The sequence below is a fragment of the Burkholderia sp. BCC0044 genome (genome assembly GCF_902832955.1).
Classification (GTDB): Bacteria; Pseudomonadota; Gammaproteobacteria; order Burkholderiales; family Burkholderiaceae; genus Burkholderia.
In genome coordinates this window covers 36,936-55,608 of sequence record NZ_CADFDO010000008.1, presented here as the reverse complement: position 1 = coordinate 55,608, position 18,673 = coordinate 36,936, and the positions used below count along the sequence as shown (strand labels likewise).

Annotated in this window: 17 protein-coding genes and 1 riboswitch; of the genes, 13 read left to right on the top strand and 4 right to left on the bottom strand. The window is 69.6% G+C overall.

Annotated features, from left to right (window positions below):
* Window positions 1–41: 41 nt before the first annotated feature.
* From HWX14_RS33290 to HWX14_RS33275, 4 genes are all read left to right on the top strand, one after another.
* Window positions 42–1,043, top strand: coding sequence for a xylose isomerase (locus tag HWX14_RS33290; protein WP_175886395.1), 1,002 nt, complete (start codon window positions 42–44; stop codon window positions 1,041–1,043).
* A 37-nt stretch (window positions 1,044–1,080) separates the two neighbouring features.
* A complete protein-coding gene (locus tag HWX14_RS33285) occupies window positions 1,081–1,908 on the top strand; it encodes a TIM barrel protein (protein ID WP_175886394.1) in 828 nt (275 codons plus the stop codon).
* A gap of 74 nt (window positions 1,909–1,982) precedes the next feature.
* Window positions 1,983–2,969 (top strand): inositol 2-dehydrogenase, encoded by a 987-nt coding sequence (gene iolG / locus HWX14_RS33280; RefSeq protein WP_175886393.1) that lies wholly within the window; start codon window positions 1,983–1,985, stop codon window positions 2,967–2,969.
* A gap of 145 nt (window positions 2,970–3,114) precedes the next feature.
* On the top strand, window positions 3,115–3,801 hold the full coding sequence (locus HWX14_RS33275) for an HAD-IA family hydrolase (protein WP_175886392.1): 687 nt from the start codon (window positions 3,115–3,117) through the stop codon (window positions 3,799–3,801).
* A 70-nt stretch (window positions 3,802–3,871) separates the two neighbouring features.
* Here the strand turns inward: HWX14_RS33275 and ribB are convergent, their stop codons facing one another.
* The 3 genes from ribB to HWX14_RS33260 all read right to left on the bottom strand — a co-directional run bounded on the left by ribB (window position 3,872) and on the right by HWX14_RS33260 (window position 7,115).
* A complete protein-coding gene (gene ribB, locus HWX14_RS33270; RefSeq protein WP_175886391.1) occupies window positions 3,872–4,582 on the bottom strand; it encodes a 3,4-dihydroxy-2-butanone-4-phosphate synthase in 711 nt (236 codons plus the stop codon).
* A gap of 118 nt (window positions 4,583–4,700) precedes the next feature.
* A riboswitch (FMN riboswitch) is annotated at window positions 4,701–4,849 on the bottom strand.
* A gap of 184 nt (window positions 4,850–5,033) precedes the next feature.
* Window positions 5,034–5,720, bottom strand: coding sequence for an XRE family transcriptional regulator (locus HWX14_RS33265; RefSeq protein ID WP_175886390.1), 687 nt, complete (start codon window positions 5,718–5,720; stop codon window positions 5,034–5,036).
* 219 nt (window positions 5,721–5,939) lie between these two features.
* Window positions 5,940–7,115 carry an MFS transporter gene (locus HWX14_RS33260; RefSeq protein WP_175886389.1) on the bottom strand — a complete coding sequence of 392 codons (1,176 nt, stop codon included), beginning with the start codon at window positions 7,113–7,115 and terminating at the stop codon, window positions 5,940–5,942.
* A gap of 147 nt (window positions 7,116–7,262) precedes the next feature.
* Here HWX14_RS33260 and HWX14_RS33255 point away from each other — a divergent pair, with 147 nt between their 5' ends.
* The 8 genes from HWX14_RS33255 (at window position 7,263) to lnt (ending at window position 15,593) form a co-directional block, all read left to right on the top strand.
* Window positions 7,263–8,195, top strand: a complete 933-nt coding sequence (locus tag HWX14_RS33255) for a LysR family transcriptional regulator (protein ID WP_175886388.1) — start codon at window positions 7,263–7,265, stop codon at window positions 8,193–8,195.
* A gap of 214 nt (window positions 8,196–8,409) precedes the next feature.
* Window positions 8,410–9,783, top strand: coding sequence for a tRNA (N6-isopentenyl adenosine(37)-C2)-methylthiotransferase MiaB (miaB, locus tag HWX14_RS33250; RefSeq protein ID WP_126363228.1), 1,374 nt, complete (start codon window positions 8,410–8,412; stop codon window positions 9,781–9,783).
* Between the two features lie 34 nt (window positions 9,784–9,817).
* Window positions 9,818–10,864 carry a PhoH family protein gene (locus tag HWX14_RS33245; RefSeq protein ID WP_006477874.1) on the top strand — a complete coding sequence of 349 codons (1,047 nt, stop codon included), beginning with the start codon at window positions 9,818–9,820 and terminating at the stop codon, window positions 10,862–10,864.
* Window positions 10,865–11,016: 152 nt separating this feature from the next.
* Window positions 11,017–11,793, top strand: coding sequence for an rRNA maturation RNase YbeY (gene ybeY / locus HWX14_RS33240; protein ID WP_126363230.1), 777 nt, complete (start codon window positions 11,017–11,019; stop codon window positions 11,791–11,793).
* 12 nt (window positions 11,794–11,805) lie between these two features.
* Entirely contained in the window at window positions 11,806–12,438 is a 633-nt protein-coding gene (locus HWX14_RS33235) for a gamma-glutamylcyclotransferase (protein WP_175886387.1), read from the top strand.
* A 70-nt stretch (window positions 12,439–12,508) separates the two neighbouring features.
* On the top strand, window positions 12,509–12,658 hold the full coding sequence (locus HWX14_RS33230) for a hypothetical protein (protein ID WP_171984331.1): 150 nt from the start codon (window positions 12,509–12,511) through the stop codon (window positions 12,656–12,658).
* Window positions 12,659–12,952: 294 nt separating this feature from the next.
* Window positions 12,953–13,840: a transporter associated domain-containing protein gene (locus HWX14_RS33225; protein WP_175886386.1), complete on the top strand. Its 888-nt coding sequence runs from the start codon at window positions 12,953–12,955 to the stop codon at window positions 13,838–13,840.
* A 52-nt stretch (window positions 13,841–13,892) separates the two neighbouring features.
* Window positions 13,893–15,593, top strand: a complete 1,701-nt coding sequence (gene lnt, locus HWX14_RS33220; protein ID WP_175886385.1) for an apolipoprotein N-acyltransferase — start codon at window positions 13,893–13,895, stop codon at window positions 15,591–15,593.
* Between the two features lie 50 nt (window positions 15,594–15,643).
* Here lnt and HWX14_RS33215 read toward each other — a convergent pair whose 3' ends face one another.
* Window positions 15,644–17,344 (bottom strand): hypothetical protein, encoded by a 1,701-nt coding sequence (locus HWX14_RS33215; RefSeq protein ID WP_175886384.1) that lies wholly within the window; start codon window positions 17,342–17,344, stop codon window positions 15,644–15,646.
* A 320-nt stretch (window positions 17,345–17,664) separates the two neighbouring features.
* Here HWX14_RS33215 and glyQ point away from each other — a divergent pair, with 320 nt between their 5' ends.
* Window positions 17,665–18,669 carry a glycine--tRNA ligase subunit alpha gene (glyQ, locus tag HWX14_RS33210; RefSeq protein WP_006477868.1) on the top strand — a complete coding sequence of 335 codons (1,005 nt, stop codon included), beginning with the start codon at window positions 17,665–17,667 and terminating at the stop codon, window positions 18,667–18,669.
* The last annotated feature ends 4 nt before the right edge of the window (window positions 18,670–18,673 follow it).

Below are 18,673 nucleotides of genomic sequence, written 5' to 3'. Positions count from 1 at the left end.
ACATTGATCAGCCATCCACGGACAAAAACGGACAGGAGACGATGGCTGAACCGATCCTCATCGGCGTGAACCTCGACGGCGTGCTCGAACACGACGGGCTGCCGCCGCCCCCGCCCGCCGAGCGCTTCCGGATGGTCGCCGCTGCCCGCGTGTTCGATTACATCGAAAAGAATCCGGCGCGCGGCGAGGACCTGTCGCCGTATTTCGCGCTGGTCGAGCGCCACGCGCTGCCGATTCGCGTGATCGGCGGCATCTGGTGCGCGGGCCGCGACGAAGCGCAGGTCGCCGAGACCGTCGCGGCAGGCGTACGCTTCGGCAGCACGGTGCTCAACTGCCAGCTGTTCGCGCATCACGCGGACGGCCATCCGCTGTCGGATCGCGAAGTCGCCGATTTCTATCTGCGCGCGTACGCATTGGGCGAGCCGGTCGGCTGCCTGCCGAGCCTCGAAGTGCACGTCGACATGTGGAGCGAGGCGTTCGCGCGCGTGGCGCGGGTCGCGCAACTTGTCGAGCAGGCCGGCGCGCCGTTCCGGATCACGCTCGATCATTCGCACCTGCTGTTCAAGATCGGCAACCGCGCCGAACTCGACGCAGCGGGCCTGCGCGAGTCGGCCGACGGCGGCCGCTCGCTGCTCGACCCGGCGTCGCCCGACGCGATCTACGCCGACTGGATCGCGCGCGGCTGGGTCCGGCATGCGCATGCGCGCAGCGTGACGCCGAACAACCCCGACAACCGCAGGATGCGCCGCGCGGACGGCAGGCCCGGCCGCGGCATCCAGTACCCGTTCGTCGCCCCGGCGCCGGGCGCGTATCACGGCGAATGGCATGCCGATGCGCTCGACACGTGGAAAGCCGCGGTGCGCCAGTTGCTGCAAGCGCAGGCTCACGCGCAGCCGCCGCTGCTCGAACAGATCAGTTGCGAGTTCATCCCGTTTCCCGACTACGGCGGCGGCGCACGCTATTCGATCTTCGACAACAACATCGCGTGCGCGCACTGGCTGCGCGACACGTGGCACGCACTCGCCGCACGCACCGGCACCTGACTCGGACCCGCCCCACTCCAGCCCCAAGGACAGAACGATGACGCAAGCCTTCCACTTTTCGCTGAACCGGATGAGCGCGCCGCGCTTGCCGCTCGACCGCTACGTCGCGCTGTGCCGGCGCCTCGGCGTCGACACGATCGAGATCCGCAACGATCTCGACGGCGTCGAGCTCGCCGACGGCACGCCGGCCGCCGCGGTCCGCGCGACGGCCGAAGCCGGCGGCGTGACGATCCTGACGATCAACGCGCTGCAGCGCTTCGAGCAATGGAACGCCGAGCGCGCGGACGAGGCGACCGTGCTGGCCGACTACGCGGCGCAATGCGGCGCGCGTGCGCTGGTGCTGTGCCCGACCAACAGCCGCAACGACACGCGCAGCGCGGACGCCCGCCATGCGGATCTCGTGACGGCGCTGAAGGCGCTGAAGCCGATCCTCGCGGCTCGCGGCCTGCTCGGCTTCATCGAGCCGCTCGGCTTCGAGGAATGCGCGCTGCGCCGCAAGTCGGATGCGGTGAAGGGCATCTACGCGGCGGCGGGCGAACCGGTGTTCCGGCTCGTGCACGACACGTTCCACCATCACCTCGCCGGCGAGGACATCTTCTTCCCGAACCTGACGGGCCTCGTGCACATCTCGGGCGTCGAGGAAACCGACCTGCCGATCGACCGGATGCGCGACGGCCATCGCGTGCTGGTCGGCGGCGCGGACCGGCTCGGCAACGTCCGGCAACTGCGCGAGCTGCTCGCGCGCGGCTACCGCGGCGCGTTGTCGTTCGAGCCGTTCGCGAGCGAAATCGCCGAAGCGGACGACATCGAAGCCCGGCTGCGGGCGAGCATCGACTACGTGCGCGGCGAACTGGCGGATCGCTGAGCGGACTACCGTGCCGATGCGCGACCCACGCCGGTCGCGCATCGGCAAGACAAGAACATCGACAGGAGAACGGCATGATCGAATTCGCTTTGTTCGGCGCGGGCAGGATCGGCAAGATCCACGCGGCGAATCTCGCGCGCCATCCGGGCGCGAAACTCAAGTACGTGATCGACCGGCATGCGCCGTCGGCGCAAGCGCTCGCCCGCACGCACGGCGCGCAGGTCGCCGACATCGAGCGCGCGCTCGGCGATGCGTCGGTGCAGGCCGTCGTGATCGCGTCGAGCACCGACACGCACGCGGACCTGATCGTCGCGGCCGCGAACGCGGGCAAGGCCGTGTTCTGCGAGAAGCCGGTCGACCTCACCGTCGAACGCTCGCGTGCGTGCGCGGACGTCGTGCGGCGCAGCGGCGTGACCTGCATGATCGGCTTCCAGCGCCGCTTCGACCCGACCTTCGCGGCGCTGAAGGCACGCGTCGAGCGCGGCGAGATCGGCGCGCCGGAAATGCTGGTCGTCACGAGCCGCGATCCGGGCGCGCCGCCGGCCGACTACATCCGCAGCTCGGGCGGCATTTTCAAGGACATGCTGATCCACGATTTCGACGTGTTCCGCTGGATCCTCGGCGACGAAGCGCAGACGCTGCACGCGACAGGCAGTTGCCTGACCGATCCGGCCGTGCGCGACGCCGGCGACATCGATTCGACCGCCGTGACGATCCGCACGCGGCGCGGGCTGCTGTGCCAGATCAACACGTCGCGGCGCGCGGCCTACGGCTACGACCAGCGCTTCGAACTGCTCGGCAGCCACGGGATGCTGCAGGCCGGCAACGTGCGGCCGACCGAGGTGAGCGCGTGGCTCGCCGGCGGCATCGCGACGGACGTGCCGGAGCCGTTCTTCCTCGAACGCTACCGGCATGCGTATGCGGCCGAAATCGCGCACTTCGTCGACGCGCTGCGCGACGGCACGCCGGTCCGGACCACGATCGACGACGGGCTCGCCGCGCTCGAGCTGGCCGAAGCCGCGATGACGTCGTGGAAAACGGGGCGCGTGATCGAGCTGTAACGCGGCAAACGGGGGCGGCGGTCCGGGCACGCGGGCCGCGGCTGCCGCATCGGGCACATTTACCGCCGCGTCGCGCGGCCCGTGCGTGAAAGCACGTATGATGGCGAATCGATCGGCGTCGCCGATATCCCGCGTTTTCATCACCATGCTCGATCACCTCATCTGCGACTGCGACGGCGTGCTCGTCGACAGCGAAGTCATCGCCGACCGCGTGCTGCTCGACACGCTGTCCGCCACGTTCCCGAACCTCGATTTCGAAGCCGCCGCGAAGTCGGCATTCGGCCAGCAGACGTCGCGTTTCCTCACCGGCATCGAATCCCGCTTCGGCATCGAAATGCCCGCCAACTTCATCGAGACCATCGAGCACAACATCGAGGTCGCGCTCGCGCAATCGCTCGCACCGATCAGCGGGGTGCGCGATGCGCTGCTGAAGGTCACGCTGCCCGCCGCCGTCGTGTCGAACAGCCGGCTCGTGCGCGTGCGCAACTCGCTCAAGCGCGCATCGCTCACCGAGATCTTCGGCGAGCGCGTGTTCAGCTCCGAACAGGTCGCGCGGCCGAAACCCTACCCCGACGTCTACCTGCACGCGGCGCACACGCTCGGCGTCACGCCGGCGCGCTGCGTCGTCGTCGAGGACAGCATCTCGGGGTTGAATGCCGCGCGGGCGGCCGGGATGAAGACGATCGCGTTCGTCGGCGCGAGCCACATCCCCGACAACTACGCGGACGCGCTGCGCGCGATGGGCATCACGCGGATCATGCGCAGGATGGACGAACTGCCGGCGCTCGTCGAAGCCGGCATGCGCGGCGAATTCGGCGACGTGCAGTCCTGACCGTCATTCGGGCCGGATCGGTCGATCCGGCCGCGCCACGGGCGCGCGAACGCGCCCGCCTTTCCTTCGCTCAGGCCGGCTCGCAGCAGCGTTCGCGCGCGGCCGCCAACGCCTCGCGGAACTCGACGAGTTCCGCGATCGTCAGCATCGGCAGCCCATGCCGTTGCGCGAAGCGCTCGACATCGTCGCCGCGCGTCATCGTGCCGTCCGGATTCATCAGCTCGCACAGCACGCCGGCCGGCTTCAGGCCCGCGAGGATCGACAGGTCGACCGTGCCTTCGGTGTGACCGCGGCGCGCCAGCACGCCGCCCGGTTGCGCACGCAACGGAAACACGTGGCCGGGGCGCACGATATCGTGCGGCTTCGCGCCGTCGGCGATCGCCGCGCGGATCGTCGTCACGCGATCGGCCGCCGACACGCCGGTATGCACGCCTTCGCGCGCCTCGATCGACACGGTGAACGCGGTGCCGTTGCGGCTTTCGTTGATCTGCACCATCGGCGGCAGTTCGAGCGCGCGCACCGTGTCGTCGGTCAGGCACAGGCACACGATGCCGCTGCACTCGCGGATCAGCAGCGCCATCGTCTCGGGCGTGATGCGCTCGGCGGCGACGATCAGGTCGGCTTCGTTCTCGCGGTCGTGGTCGTCCTGCAGCACGACCGCGCGGCCTGCGCGCATCGCGTCGAGCGCGGCGGCGATGCGCGGCGGCACCGGTTCGGAATCCAGCAGAGGGAGATCGGCAAAGGCGTCGGCGGGCGCCGACGAAACGGACATCAAGGACATGTGAAACGCTCCTCGCAAATACGATTTGGGCGAAAAACGTTTCAGGGCATTGCAAACAGACAGAACGACAACCCGCTTCGCATGCAGCACGAAGCGGCCCTGACGGACATGACTATCTGCACATCTTCTCTCATCCGGACTGTGACCGTCGGCTCTGGCATTCGACCAGATCTGCTGACCCCGCGCGGATGCGCGGGCGCTCGCGGGCTCGCCGGCTTACGCCAGCCTACCGCCGGTGGGGAATTTCGCCCCGCCCTGAAGACGCACTGATTGCCGGACGGGAACGCCCCGTCATCGGCGGGCCAAGCATACAACAGCCGCGCATGAAACGCAGCGAACGACCGGTAAAACCTTACTGACGACCCCGTCTAACGGCATCGTCCGAGCGGCCGGCGGACGAACCCGCGATCCCGCGAAAGCCGGGAACGCAGTCGCGCCGCGGCCCGCGCGATCAGTTGGCGGCCGCGTGCGCCGCGTCGGGCACGAGCCAGCGCGGCGGCACCTCGGGGCTCACCGTCACGCGGAACGCGCGCGCTTCGCTGTCGCCCGGGTTGCGCAGGCTGTACGGCTGGTCAGCGTCGAACACGATCGCGTCGCCGGTCGCGAGCAACTGGCGGCGGTCGTGCACGCTGACTTCGAGCGTGCCTTCGCTGACGACGAGATTGACCGTCGTGCCGGGCGCGCGGCGCACGCCGGGCTCCGTATGCAGCGGCGCGATCCGCAACTCGTGGAATTCGGCCGCGGCCGGCTCGCCTTCCGGGTACAGCGCACGTGCCGAAAAACGGCCGTTCGAGCTGACCACGCGCGACGCGCGCTCGGCCGCCAGGTGCTCGAAACCGTTCACCGCATGGCGCCGCAGGAACGCGGCGACCGACACCTTCAGCGCCGCCGCGATCTTGCACAGCACCTTGATCGACGGCACGCTGCGCGCCGATTCGATCTGCGCGAGCATCGCGCGCGACACGCCGGACAGCCGCGCGAGCGCATCGAGCGACAGTTGCCGCTCGGCACGCAAGCGCGCGAGGTTCACGCCGACGACCTGCTCGAGGACGTCGAGCGACGCGGCGCCGCGCCCGTCGGCGGCATGGCCGGACTCGAAGGAAGACACGTCGCGCACGAGCGCCAGGGATGAAGACATAGCATTGCCTCCGGGCCGCTGCGCGGCCCTGCGTAGGGGTAAGCCGGAATCGGAATCGGGTTGCGCCGGTCATTGGCGCGTATCGAGACGCTATCACCCGGCCTGGTACGGGCAAACGAAGTTATCTTCACACCGTTATCAGCATCGCGGAGGAATACGTTTCTCGCGAACCTTTTCCTGCCGCTATGGCGTCGCCGCGCAGGGCGCCGTGGCGACCGCTCACTGCGCCGCCGGCGCCGCGCCGCGCGCCGGGCCGCGCGCATCGAGCCGCATCGCGAGCCACGTGACGACCAGCGCCGCGAACGTCACCGCGACCGCGACCCACGGCAGCGCATCGAGCGCGAAGCCGTGTTCCAGCGCGAGACCGCCGAGCCACGCGCCGCCTGCATTGCCGACGTTGAACGCGCCGATGTTCAGCGTCGACGCCAGATGCGGCGCGCTCGCGGCCTTCTCGACCACGCGCGCCTGCAGCGGCGGCACCGTCGCGAACGCGGCGATCCCCCAGACGAATACGGTGACGGCGGCCGCGACCGGCAGGTGGCTCGTCTTCGCGAACACGGCCATCACGGCCATCAGCGCGACGAGGATCGCGATCAGCGACGGCATCAGCGCGCGGTCGGCGAGCTTGCCGCCGATCGTGTTGCCGACCGTCAGCCCCGCGCCGAACAGCACGAGGATCAGCGCGACCGCGCGCGGCGAGTAGCCCGACACGGTCTCGAGAATCGGCGCGATGTACGTGAACACGACGAACACGCCGCCGAAGCCGAGCACGGTCATCAGCAGCGCGAGCCACACCTGTGGCTCCTTCAGCACGCGCACTTCGTGGCCGAGACCGACCGGCCCGGCGTCGTGGCGGTTCGGCACCAGCGCGGCCACGCCGCCGAGCGCGAGCACGCCGAGCGCGGCGACGATCCAGAACGACGCGCGCCAGCCGAGCAGCTGGCCGACGAACGTGCCGAACGGCACGCCGAGCACGTTCGACAGCGTGAGCCCGGTGAACATCAGCGCGATCGCGCTCGCGCGCTTGTCGGCCGGCACCAGCGACGCGGCGACCACCGCGCCGATCCCGAAGAACGAGCCGTGCGCGAACGACGTGACGACGCGCGCGACCATCAGCATCGCGTAGCCGGACGCGGTCGCGCACAGCACGTTGCCGACGATGAAGATCGCCATCAGCAACTGCAGCGCGGCCTTGCGCGGCATGCGGCTCGTCAGCACCGCGAGCAGCGGCGCGCCGACCGCGACGCCGAGCGCGTAGCCGGTGACGAGCAGGCCGGCCGACGGCAGCGACACGGCGAGGTCGTACGCGACTTCGGGCAGCAGGCCCATGATGATGAATTCGGTAGTGCCGATGGCGAAGGCGCTGATCGCGAGCGCCAGGAGCGGAATGGGCATGACGTTCTCCGGAAGGCGGCGGCCGCGGCGCAGTGTCAGTGCCGCACCGCACAAGAAAGCGGGATGTGCGCGCATTGTCCCGAAGACGCCTATATTTGATAATTGGCGTGGCCTTTGAACCATTTTCAAATATTTCTGGAAAATCGCATGGACCGACTGGGCGACATCCGGCTGTTCGTCGAGGCGGCGGAGCTGGGCAGCCTCACCGCCGCCGGGCGCAAGCTGAACCTCACGCCGGCCGCCGCGAGCGCGCGGCTCGCGAAGCTGGAGGCGAAGATCGCGACGCGGCTGTTCGAGCGCTCGACGCGGCAATTGCGGCTCACCGACGAAGGCAAGCTGTACCTGAACTGCTGCCGCCAGGCGCTGCAGGCGCTCGACGACGCGGATGCGATGCTGCAGGAAGGCCGCAACGTCGTGAGCGGCAAGGTGCGGCTGTCGTCGACGTCCGATTTCGGCCGCCACCAGCTGCTCGACTGGCTCCACGAATTCACGACGCTGCATCCGGGCGTCACGTTCTCGCTGACGGCGTCCGATTCGTCATCGAACCTGTGGCAGGACGAGATCGATCTCGCGATCCGCTTCGCCGCGCCGCCCGACGGCGCGCTGATCGCCCGCCGGCTCGCGACCAACCGGCGCGTGCTGTGCGCGGCGCCGTCGTTCGTCGAACGCCATGGCCTGCCGGCCGATCCGCACGATCTGGCCCGCTTTCCGTGCAACGTGATCACGATCGCGTCCGGCCCGATGAACACCTGGCACTTCACGCGCGGCGACGAAGTGCAGATCCACACGGTGCCCGTGTCGACCGCGTTCGAGACCAACGACGGCGGCCTCACGCGCGAATGGACGCTGCGCGGCCACGGCATCGCGCTGAAGTCGCTGTGGGACATCGCCGACGACGTCCGCGCGGGCCGGCTGCGCGTGCTGCTGCCCGACTGGCGGCACCAGGACGCGCCGCTGCATGCGATCTATCACAGCAAGCGCTACATGGCGCCGCGCGTGCGCGTGCTGCTCGACTTTCTCGCCGAACGCTTCGCGCGCGAGGAAGCGGCGCTCGACGACCTGCTGAACGCGTGCCGATGACGGCCGCTTCGCCGCTATCGCGGGGTCCGAACCCGGAAGCCGGCGTCGCGCGCCCGCAACCTGTCGCCCGTCCGTCGTGGCGTGAAAAGCTATAATGGAAGGCTTTCCCGACGGCCTTTCCTGCCCGATGCGCGCGATTCGCGTGCCGCGCCCGGCCGTCCCGATTCACTCTTGACGACGCCCCCAGGTCAACCACTGCGAACGGCGAATCCCCATGACCAAGAAAGTTTACGTAAAGACCTTCGGCTGCCAGATGAACGAGTACGACTCGGACAAGATGGTGGACGTGCTCAATGCCGCCGAAGGCCTCGAAAAGACCGACACGCCGGAAGACGCGGACATCATCCTGTTCAACACGTGCTCGGTGCGCGAGAAGGCGCAGGAAAAGGTGTTCTCCGATCTCGGCCGCGTGCGCGAGCTGAAGGAAGCGAAGCCGGGCCTGCTGATCGGCGTCGGCGGCTGCGTCGCGAGCCAGGAAGGCGCGTCGATCGTGTCGCGCGCGCCGTACGTCGACCTCGTGTTCGGCCCGCAAACCCTGCACCGCCTGCCGCAGATGATCGACGCGCGCCGCGCGAGCGGCCGCGCGCAGGTCGACATCACGTTCCCCGAGATCGAGAAGTTCGACCACCTGCCGCCCGCGCGCGTCGAGGGGCCGAGCGCGTTCGTGTCGATCATGGAAGGCTGCTCGAAGTACTGCAGCTACTGCGTGGTGCCGTACACGCGCGGCGATGAAGTGTCGCGCCCGCTCGACGACGTGCTGACCGAAGTGGCCGGCCTCGCCGACCAGGGCGTGCGCGAAGTCACGCTGCTCGGCCAGAACGTGAACGCCTACCGCGGCGCGCTGACGGCCGGTTCGACCGACATCGCCGATTTCGCGACGCTGATCGAATACGTCGCCGACATCCCCGGCATCGAGCGGATCCGCTACACGACGTCGCACCCGAAGGAATTCACGCAGCGCCTGATCGACACGTACGCGAAGGTGCCGAAGCTCGTGAGCCACCTGCACCTGCCGGTCCAGCACGGCTCCGACCGCATCCTGATGGCGATGAAGCGCGGCTACACGGTGCTCGAATACAAGTCGGTGATCCGCAAGCTGCGCGCGATCCGCCCGGACCTGTCGCTGTCGACCGACATGATCGTCGGCTTCCCCGGCGAGACCGAGGACGATTTCGACAAGATGATGGCGCTCGTGCACGAGATGGGCTACGACACCAGCTTCTCGTTCATCTACAGCCCGCGCCCCGGCACGCCGGCCGCGAACCTCGCCGACGACACGCCGCGCGAGGTGAAGCTCAAACGCCTGCAACATCTGCAGGCGACGATCGAGGAGAACGTCGCGCGCATCAGCCAGTCGATGGTCGGGAAGGTCGAGCGGATCCTCGTCGAGGGCCCGTCGCGCAAGGACCCGAACGAGCTCGCGGGCCGCACCGAGAACAACCGGGTCGTGAATTTCCCGGCGCCGCTCGCGTCGCACCCGCGCCTGATCGGCCAGATGATCGACGTGAAGATCAACCATGCGTACCCGCATTCGCTGCGCGGCGAGCTCGTGCTCGTCAGCGACGACGCGAGCGCGGCCACCCACTGACCGACCGACGCCCCGACAGGAGCCCGACGCTACTTTGAAGACCGTCCAAGCACTGGAATTCACCGCCCCGCGCGACGACAACGCGCGCCTCGCCAACCTCTGCGGCCCGCTCGACGAGAACCTGCGGCAGATCGAACAGGCGCTCGACGTCACGCTCGCGCGGCGCGGCCACCGGATCACGATCCGCGGGCGCGGCGCCAAGCTCGCGCTCGCCGCGCTCGAAAACTTCTACAACCGCGCGCGCGATCCGCTGTCGGTCGACGACATCCAGCTCGCGCTGGTCGAAGTGCGCCACACGGCCGGCAACGGCCGCCAGGACACGGTCGACGTGCGCTTTCGCGGCGACCCCGATCATCCGTTCGACGAGCCCGTCGCGCAGCTCGACGCCAGCGAGCCGGAGGAAGAGCCTGGGCCGAAGCTCTACACGCGGCGCGCCGACCTGCGCGGCCGCACGCCCGCGCAGCGCGAATACCTGAAACAGATCCTTCAGCACGACGTGACGTTCGGCATCGGGCCGGCCGGCACCGGCAAGACCTACCTCGCGGTCGCGTGCGCGGTCGACGCGCTCGAGCGCGACCAGGTCAAGCGGATCGTGCTGACGCGCCCGGCCGTCGAGGCCGGCGAGCGGCTCGGCTTCCTGCCGGGCGATCTCGCGCAGAAGGTCGACCCGTACCTGCGGCCGCTATACGACGCACTGTACGACCTGCTCGGCTTCGACAAGACGGCCAAGATGTTCGAGCGCCAGATGATCGAGATCGCGCCGCTCGCGTACATGCGCGGCCGCACGCTGAACCACGCGTTCATCATCCTCGACGAGGCGCAGAACACGACGCCCGAGCAGATGAAGATGTTCCTCACGCGGATCGGCTTCGGCTCGAAGGCGGTCGTGACCGGCGACACGAGCCAGGTCGACCTGCCGCGCGGCCACAAGAGCGGCCTCGTCGAGGCGCAGCAGGTGCTCGGCGGCGTGCGCGGCATCGCGCTCACGCGCTTCACGAGCGCGGACGTGGTGCGCCATCCGCTCGTCGCGCGCATCGTCGAGGCGTACGACGAATTCCACGCGCAGCATCAGGACGGCTGAGCCGCGGCGTCGCCCGCATGCTGCCCCGGCCTCCCGGCCCGGCCCGCCAGACGACGCGCCGGGCTTTTTTTCGCCCCGGCGCGGCCGGTCCGAATTCGGGCGCGATCGGCCGTTTGGTGTATCCTCAACGCGTTCCAATCGCCGCACGCGTCATGAAATCCTCCCGTTCCCGCAAGTCCGGTCGCGCCCCGTCCGCCGCGTCCGAATCCCCCCGCCTTTCGCTGTTCGACGCGAAGGGCAAAGCCCGGACCGTCAACGCGCAGGGGCTGCGGATCGACTTCCCGGACGGCCGCAGCCTGATGTTCGACCTGTCGGGCAGCTCGGGCGACGCGGCCGTCGCGATCGTCGCGCAGCACAACGATCCGGCGATGCGCGCGAAGCTCGCGCTGCAGCCCGAGCACTACGACAGCGTGACGCTGCACGTCGGCGCCGAATTCGCGCCGCGCGAGGACGACCCCGAAGACGAGCCGCGCGCGCTGGAATTCGACCTGTCCGTCCAGTACGGCGACGAGATCACGAGCGACGTGCGCAAGACGCTGCCGAAGCGCAAGCTGATCGCCGAATGGATCGAGCCGGCGCTGTTCGCGAGCGCGCAGCTCACCGTGCGCTTCGTCGGCGAGAACGAAGGCCGTACGCTGAACGCCGGCTACCGCCACAAGGACTATCCGACCAACGTGCTGACCTTCGCGTACGACGCGGCGCCCGACGGCACCGTGATCGGCGACCTCGTGCTGTGCTGCCCGGTGGTCGAGAAGGAAGCGCACGAGCAAGGCAAGCCGCTCGCGGCCCATTACGCGCACCTGCTGGTGCACGGCGCGCTGCACGCGCAGGGCTACGACCACGAGACGAGCGACGAGGACGCGGCCGAAATGGAAGCGCTCGAAGTCGACATCCTCGCGAAACTGGGTTTCCCGAACCCGTACCAGTAAGCCGTCCGCCCGATGCGCAACGCCGCGATGCTGCCGCCCGCCTACCCGCCGTCGATCGGCGAAGGCCGTCTGCTGACCGAAGACGAGCTCGCGGCGTCGCTCGCGCATACGATGCGCGACTGGGACGGCCGGCAGGATCTCTGGCTGTTCGGCTATGGCTCGCTGATCTGGAACCCGGGGCTGCCGACCGTCGCCGCCGTGCGCGGCAAGGTGCACGGCTATCACCGCGGGCTCTACCTGTGGTCGCGCGTGAACCGCGGCACGCCCGAACGGCCAGGCCTCGTGCTGGCGCTCGATCGCGGCGGCTCGTGCTCGGGCATCGCCTTCCGGCTCTCCGGCCCGACCGCGCAGCCGCATCTCGAGACGCTGTGGAAGCGCGAGATGCCGATGGGCTCGTACCGGCCCGCATGGCTGCCGTGCTCGCTCGAGACCGGCGAACGCGTGAATGCGCTCGCGTTCGTGATGCGCCGCGACGCACCGACCTACACCGGCAAGCTGACCGACCCCGTCGTGAAGGAAGTGTTCGGCTGCGCGGCCGGCCGCTACGGCACGACGCTCGACTACGTGAGCCGCACGGTCGACGCGCTGCGCGCGAGCGGCATCCCCGACCGCGCGCTGGAAGGGTTGCTGGCGCGATGCCGGTGATCCGGCACGACGCGCGGCCTGCCGCCATGCAACACCGCGCCGCCCGCGCATCAGAACGAGGACACGCCCGATGAAACCGTCACGCTGGTCGCGTTGCAGGATCGCCGCGCTGCTCGTCGCCGCGAGCGTCGCGCTGTCCGGCTGCGGGATACTCGGCTGCGGCGGCGCCGCGACCAACGGCGCGGCCGCCGGCGGCTGCTCGGCCGGCATGCGGTTCTGAGCGGCGCGCCGGTGTCGGCCGCCTGCGGCAGAATGCCGCCGTCGCCGGCCGTTTCCCGCGTCGGGCCGCGCCGCCCTTCCCGCCACCGTTTTTTTGCCGCCGCGCCCCGCCGACCCTTTCTGCGATAGGATGGACCCGACGACGATGTCGCGCCCGGCGCGGCCGTCCGCGAGCGGGGCCCGCGCGAGCCGCCCACCCTGGCCGACCGGCCGGGTGACACGGTCGCGTCGTGCCCTTGGTGTATCCTTGCCTACTCCGTGACCGCGCGCCCCGGCATGACCCGGGCGCACCACCATGAACGATTCGTATCCCAGTCGTAAGTCAACCGACAAACCGCAAGAAAAGCGCTCGCTGCTCGAGCGCCTGACCGACTTCATCTCGCCCGAGCCCGAATCCCGCGGCGAGCTGCTGGAAATCCTCCAGGACGCCCACGAACGCAACCTGATCGACGCCGATTCGCTGTCGATGATCGAAGGCGTGTTCCAGGTATCCGATCTGTGCGCCCGCGACATCATGGTGCCGCGCGCGCAGATGGACGCGATCAACATCGCCGACAAGCCCGAGGATTTCATCCCGTTCGTCCTCGAAAAGGCGCACTCGCGCTATCCCGTGTACGAGGAAAACCGCGACAACGTGATCGGCGTGCTGCTCGCGAAGGATCTGCTGCGTTTCTATGCCGAGGACGAGTTCGACGTGCGCGGGATGCTGCGCCCGGCCGTGTTCATTCCGGAATCGAAGCGCCTGAACGTGCTGCTGCACGACTTCCGCGTGAACCGCAACCACCTGGCGATCGTCGTCGACGAATACGGCGGCGTCGCGGGCCTGATCACGATCGAGGACGTGCTCGAACAGATCGTCGGCGACATCGAGGACGAATACGACTTCGACGAGGAAGCCGGCAACATCATCTCGGGGCCGGACGGCCGCTACCGCGTGCGCGCGCTCACCGAGATCGAGCAGTTCAACGAGGTGTTCGGCACCGATTTCCCCGACGACGAAGTCGACACGATCGGCGGGCTGATCACCCATCATTTCGGCCGCGTGCCGCACCGCGGCGAGAAGCTGCAGCTCGGCAACCTCGTGTTCGAGATCCAGCGCGGCGATGCGCGCCAGGTCCATGTGCTGCTGGTGCGCCGCAACCCGCTCGCCAGCCGTCGCGCCGAAACCTCGCACGAAGACTGACCGTTCCGCGCCAGCCGCGCCTCCTTCAACCGCTCGCCCTCTTCCGCTTCACATGGACGATCCGATCCCGTCCCGCCCGGCTGGCGGCCTTCTCGCGCCGGCGCCCGGCCGCGCGCTGCCGCGCTGGCACTATCCGGCCGCGCTGCTCGCCGGCGCGGCCAATACGCTCGCGTTCGCGCCGACGCCGCATGGCGGCTGGCTGCAGCTCGTCGTATTCGTCTGGTTTTTCGCGCAGCTGACGCGCACGTCGAGCTGGCGCGGCGCCGCGCTCACCGGCGGCGCGTTCGGCTTCGGCAACTTCATCAGCGGCGTCTGGTGGCTCTACATCAGCATGCACGTGTACGGCGAAATGGCCGCGCCGCTCGCGGGCGGCGCGCTCGTGCTGTTCGCGCTGTACCTGTCGCTGTACCCGGCGTTCTCGGCCGGGCTGTGGTCGTTCTGCGCGGGCCATGCGTGGCACCGCCGCGAGCCCGACCCGCGGCCGTTCTCGCCGACCTGGCACGGCGCCTTTGCGTTCGCGAGCGCGTGGGCGCTCGGCGAATGGCTGCGCGGCACCGTGTTCACCGGCTTTCCGTGGCTCGGCAGCGGCTACCCGCAGGTCGACGGCCCGTTCGCGGGCTTTGCGCCGGTGGTCGGCGTGTACGGGATCGCATGGGTGCTCGCGCTGTTCGCCGCCCTGGTCGTGCAGGCGCTCGCCGCCGCGCGCCCGTCGCCGGTGCGTGACGGCGAAGCCGGCGCATCGAGCGGCAACGCGCGCGTGCGCATCGCCGCGCCGGCCGGCATCGCCGTCGCGCTCGTCGCGGCCGGCGTCGGGCTGTCGCAAGTCACGTGGACGGTGCCCGCGAACGCGCCGCTCACCGTGCGGCTGCTGCAGGGCAACGTGAAGCAGGACATCAAGTTCGAGCAGGAAGGCATCGACGCGGCGATCAAGATGTACCAGCAGATGATCGTCGAGAAGCCGGCCGACCTGATCGTCACGCCCGAGACCGCGATCGCGGTGATGATCCAGGAGCTGCCCGAGCCGTTCGCCGTCGCGATCCGCAAGTTCAGCGACACGACCGGTTCGGCCGTGCTGTTCGGCGCGGTCGGCGCGTCGGTGACCGAGGACGGCCGCTACGTCGACTACACGAACAGCCTGTACGGCGTGACGCCGAATTCGCGCGACATCTATCACTACGACAAGCACCACCTCGTGCCCTTCGGCGAATTCATCCCGTGGGGCTTCCGGTGGTTCGTCAACCTGATGAAGATGCCGCTCGGCGACTTCGCGCGCGGCGCGCCGGTGCAGAAGCCGTTCCTCGTGCACAACCAGCCGGTGATGGCCGATATCTGCTACGAGGACTTGTTCGGCGAGGAAATCGCCGCGACGATCCGCGACAACCCGCAGCCGCCGGGCGTGCTCGTCAACGTGACGAACCTCGCGTGGTTCGGCGACACGATCGCGCTCGACCAGCATCTGCAGATCGCGCGGATGCGCTCGCTCGAAACGGGCCGGCCGATGCTGCGCTCGACCAACACCGGGATGACGGCCGCGATCGACGCGCACGGCCGCGTGCTCGGCCAGCTCAAGCCGTTCACGATCGGCTCGCTCGACGTGCGGATCGAAGGCACGAGCGGCTTCACGCCGTACGTGACGAGCGGCAACAACATCGTGCTCGCGGTGTCGTTCGTGCTGCTCGCGTTCGGCTTCACGTTCGGGCCCGGGCTGCGCCGGCGCAACGGCCGGCAACCCGGCAACGGCGAGGCGAAATGAAACGACGGGCCGCTGCCGCGCGCGGCGGCCCGTGAGCGCGAACCGGCCGTTCAGGCCTGCCGGGACGACCGGGACGACCGGGACGACCGGGACGACCGGGCCGATTCAGCCGGTTGATCCAATGGTGCCGGCTGCGCGGCGAGGCCCCGCAGGTCGCGGCTCACTTCTTCCATCACCGGCGCCCACGCGCCGAACGTCGGTTGCCGGTACAACGTCGCGGTCGGATACCACGGGCTGTCCCGGCGCTCGAGCAGCCACGGCCAGTGCGGATTCACGTCGAGCAGCACCCAGGTGCGCGCGCCGAGCGCGCCGGCCAGATGCGCGACCGACGTGCACACGGTGATCACGAGGTCCAGCGCGCCGATGAACGCGGCCGTATCGTCGAAGCTCTTCAATTCGGCCGTGTAGTCCTCGATCGCGAAGCCGGCCGCGCGCGCGGCGGCGACGTCCGCGTCCGCCCCCGGCTGCAGCGAATAGAACGTCACGCCGTCGATCCCGCGAAACGCGTGCGCGTAGCGCTCGAGCCCGACGCGCCGGAACGGATTGCGCTGATGGCCCGCACTGCCCGTCCACACGAGCCCGACCTTCAGCCGGCCGTCGCCCGCGAGCCGCGCGCGCCACGCGTCGCGTGCGCCCGGCTCGGCGCGCAGGTACGGCACCGACGTGGCGAGCGTCGACGCCTCCAGCCCGAGCATCAGCGGCAGGCCGATCAGCGGCACTTCGTAATCGAATGAAGGCAGCGCGTCGATGCCGCCGCCCGCGCCGAACACGTCCGCGTGCGCGCCGAGGCTGCGCTGCATCAGCGTGCCGAGCGCCGGAAACGTATTCCACGCGAGCCGGCCGCCCTCGCGATGCACGCGTTCGGCGAGCGGCGCGACGAAGCGGCAGAACTGCAGCACGTCGCCGAGCCCCTGCTCGCCCCACACCAGCAGCGTCTTGCCGGCGAGCGGCTCGCCCTGCCAGCGCGGGCCCGGCAGCGCCGGCCGGCGGCCGCGCAACTCGCCGGCGCCGTCCCAGCGCGCCTCGTGGCCGCGCCAGCCCGCCGCATGGTTGCCGCGCACGAGCTGGATGATCGCGAGATTGAAACGGAACGACGCGTCGTCGGGCGCCAGCTCGCACGCACGCGCCGCATGGCGCTCGGCGTCGTCCCAACGCTGCGCCTCCTTCATCGCCATCGCGACGTTGTTCATCGCGAGCGCGTTGTCAGGCGCGAGATCGACGAGCCGCGCGGCGCACGCGAGCGCGCCGTCGAGGTCGTGCGTCGCGATCCGCGCGACGACGAGGTTGATCCATGCCTGCGCGTCTCGCGGATCGTGCTTCACGGCCGCGTCGAGCAACGCGATCTCCTCCGCGCGATCCGCGCCCGACAAGCGCAGCGCGATCGCGAGGTTGTTGCGCAGCGACGGCCAGCCGGCATCGATCGCGAGCGCCGCGCGGTATGGCGCGACCGCATCCGCGTGACGGCCGGCCATCTGCAGCGCGTAGCCGTGGTTGAAGTGCGTGGCCGCGCCCGGCTGCGCACGCGCCGCGCCTTCGGCGAGGGCAATCGCGTCGTCCGTGCGCTGCCGCGCGACCAGCGTGGCCGTGAGCTGCGCGATCGCCGGCGCATCGACCGCATGCAGATGGGCGGCGGCGGCGAGCCACAGTTCGTGCGCGGCGCGCTCACCGCGCGCGTGCGCGTCGGCGGCCTGCCCGAGCAGCGCGAGGAACGGCGGAAGCAGTGGAATCAGGATGTCGGTCGGTTCGTCCATGCAGTGAGCGTCGGCAAGCGGTGACGCGGCGCGCATGGCGCGCGCCGCAATACGCGCATCTTACCGCCCGCGCGAAGCGCCGCGGCACGCGCGTCGCGGCAGGCCGCACGCGGCCGCGCGGCGCATGCGGGCCAGGTGCGCGCAGGCCGCCGGAAACGGGCCGGCGGCGGCCTCGCCCGCGTTCCGGCCGCATCCGGTCGCCGATCCGGTAAAATTACGCGTTTCTGCACACTAACAAGCCGCGCCGCCGCGCGAGCCGACCCTCCGGGCCCGCCCGGAGCGCCGCCCGCAACGGAGCGCCAGCGCCACGAAGGCTCTTCATGCTTACGTTTCAGCAAATCATCCTGACGCTGCAGTCCTACTGGGACAAGCAGGGTTGCGCCCTGCTCCAGCCCATCGACATGGAAGTCGGCGCGGGCACGTCGCACGTCCACACGTTCCTGCGCGCGGTCGGCCCCGAGCCGTGGCGCGCCGCGTACGTGCAGCCGTCGCGCCGCCCGAAGGACGGCCGCTACGGCGAAAACCCGAACCGCCTGCAGCACTACTACCAGTACCAGGTCGTGCTCAAGCCGGCGCCGGAAAACATCCTCGACCTGTACCTCGGCTCGCTCGAGGCGCTCGGCTTCGACCTGAAGCAGAACGACGTGCGCTTCGTCGAGGACGACTGGGAAAACCCGACGCTCGGCGCGTGGGGCCTCGGCTGGGAAGTGTGGCTGAACGGGATGGAAGTCACGCAGTTCACGTATTTCCAGGAAGTCGGCGGGCTCGAATGCAAGCCGGTGCTCGGCGAGATCACGTACGGCCTCGAGCGCCTCGCGATGTACCTGCAGAAGGTCGAGAACGTGTACGACCTCGTGTGGACCGAGTGGGAAGAGCAAGGCCCGAACGGCCCCGAGCTGCGCCGCCTGTCGTATGGCGACGTGTACCACCAGAACGAGGTCGAGCAGTCGACCTACAACTTCGAGCATGCGAACGTCGACCTGCTGTTCACGTTCTTCAACAGCTACGAAGCGGAAGCGAAGAAGATGATCGACGCGCAGCTCGCGCTGCCCGCGTACGAGCTCGTGCTGAAGGCCGGCCACACGTTCAACCTGCTCGACGCGCGCGGCGCGATCTCGGTCACCGAGCGCGCGGCGTACATCGGCCGCATCCGCGCACTGTCGCGTCTCGTCGCGCAGGCTTACTACGACTCGCGCGAGAAGCTCGGCTTCCCGATGCTCGGCAACCCGCCGGGCGTGCCGGGCCTCACCACCGACGCCCAGGACGCCGCGCAACCGGCATGGGCGCCGCCGCTCAAGGTCGAACGCAAGATCGATCAGGACTGACGAG

Excerpts from the sequence above, each read along its gene's own strand:
- HWX14_RS33290 (WP_175886395.1), top strand. The coding sequence starts at position 42 with ATGGCTGAACCGATCCTCATCGGCGTGAACCTCGACGGCGTGCTCGAA.
- HWX14_RS33285 (WP_175886394.1), top strand. The coding sequence starts at position 1,081 with ATGACGCAAGCCTTCCACTTTTCGCTGAACCGGATGAGCGCGCCGCGC.
- iolG (WP_175886393.1), top strand. The coding sequence starts at position 1,983 with ATGATCGAATTCGCTTTGTTCGGCGCGGGCAGGATCGGCAAGATCCAC.
- HWX14_RS33275 (WP_175886392.1), top strand. The coding sequence starts at position 3,115 with ATGCTCGATCACCTCATCTGCGACTGCGACGGCGTGCTCGTCGACAGC.
- ribB (WP_175886391.1), bottom strand. The coding sequence starts at position 4,582 with ATGTCCTTGATGTCCGTTTCGTCGGCGCCCGCCGACGCCTTTGCCGAT.
- HWX14_RS33265 (WP_175886390.1), bottom strand. The coding sequence starts at position 5,720 with ATGTCTTCATCCCTGGCGCTCGTGCGCGACGTGTCTTCCTTCGAGTCC.
- HWX14_RS33260 (WP_175886389.1), bottom strand. The coding sequence starts at position 7,115 with ATGCCCATTCCGCTCCTGGCGCTCGCGATCAGCGCCTTCGCCATCGGC.
- HWX14_RS33255 (WP_175886388.1), top strand. The coding sequence starts at position 7,263 with ATGGACCGACTGGGCGACATCCGGCTGTTCGTCGAGGCGGCGGAGCTG.
- miaB (WP_126363228.1), top strand. The coding sequence starts at position 8,410 with ATGACCAAGAAAGTTTACGTAAAGACCTTCGGCTGCCAGATGAACGAG.
- ybeY (WP_126363230.1), top strand. The coding sequence starts at position 11,017 with ATGAAATCCTCCCGTTCCCGCAAGTCCGGTCGCGCCCCGTCCGCCGCG.
- HWX14_RS33235 (WP_175886387.1), top strand. The coding sequence starts at position 11,806 with ATGCGCAACGCCGCGATGCTGCCGCCCGCCTACCCGCCGTCGATCGGC.
- HWX14_RS33230 (WP_171984331.1), top strand. The coding sequence starts at position 12,509 with ATGAAACCGTCACGCTGGTCGCGTTGCAGGATCGCCGCGCTGCTCGTC.
- HWX14_RS33225 (WP_175886386.1), top strand. The coding sequence starts at position 12,953 with ATGAACGATTCGTATCCCAGTCGTAAGTCAACCGACAAACCGCAAGAA.
- lnt (WP_175886385.1), top strand. The coding sequence starts at position 13,893 with ATGGACGATCCGATCCCGTCCCGCCCGGCTGGCGGCCTTCTCGCGCCG.
- HWX14_RS33215 (WP_175886384.1), bottom strand. The coding sequence starts at position 17,344 with ATGGACGAACCGACCGACATCCTGATTCCACTGCTTCCGCCGTTCCTC.
- glyQ (WP_006477868.1), top strand. The coding sequence starts at position 17,665 with ATGCTTACGTTTCAGCAAATCATCCTGACGCTGCAGTCCTACTGGGAC.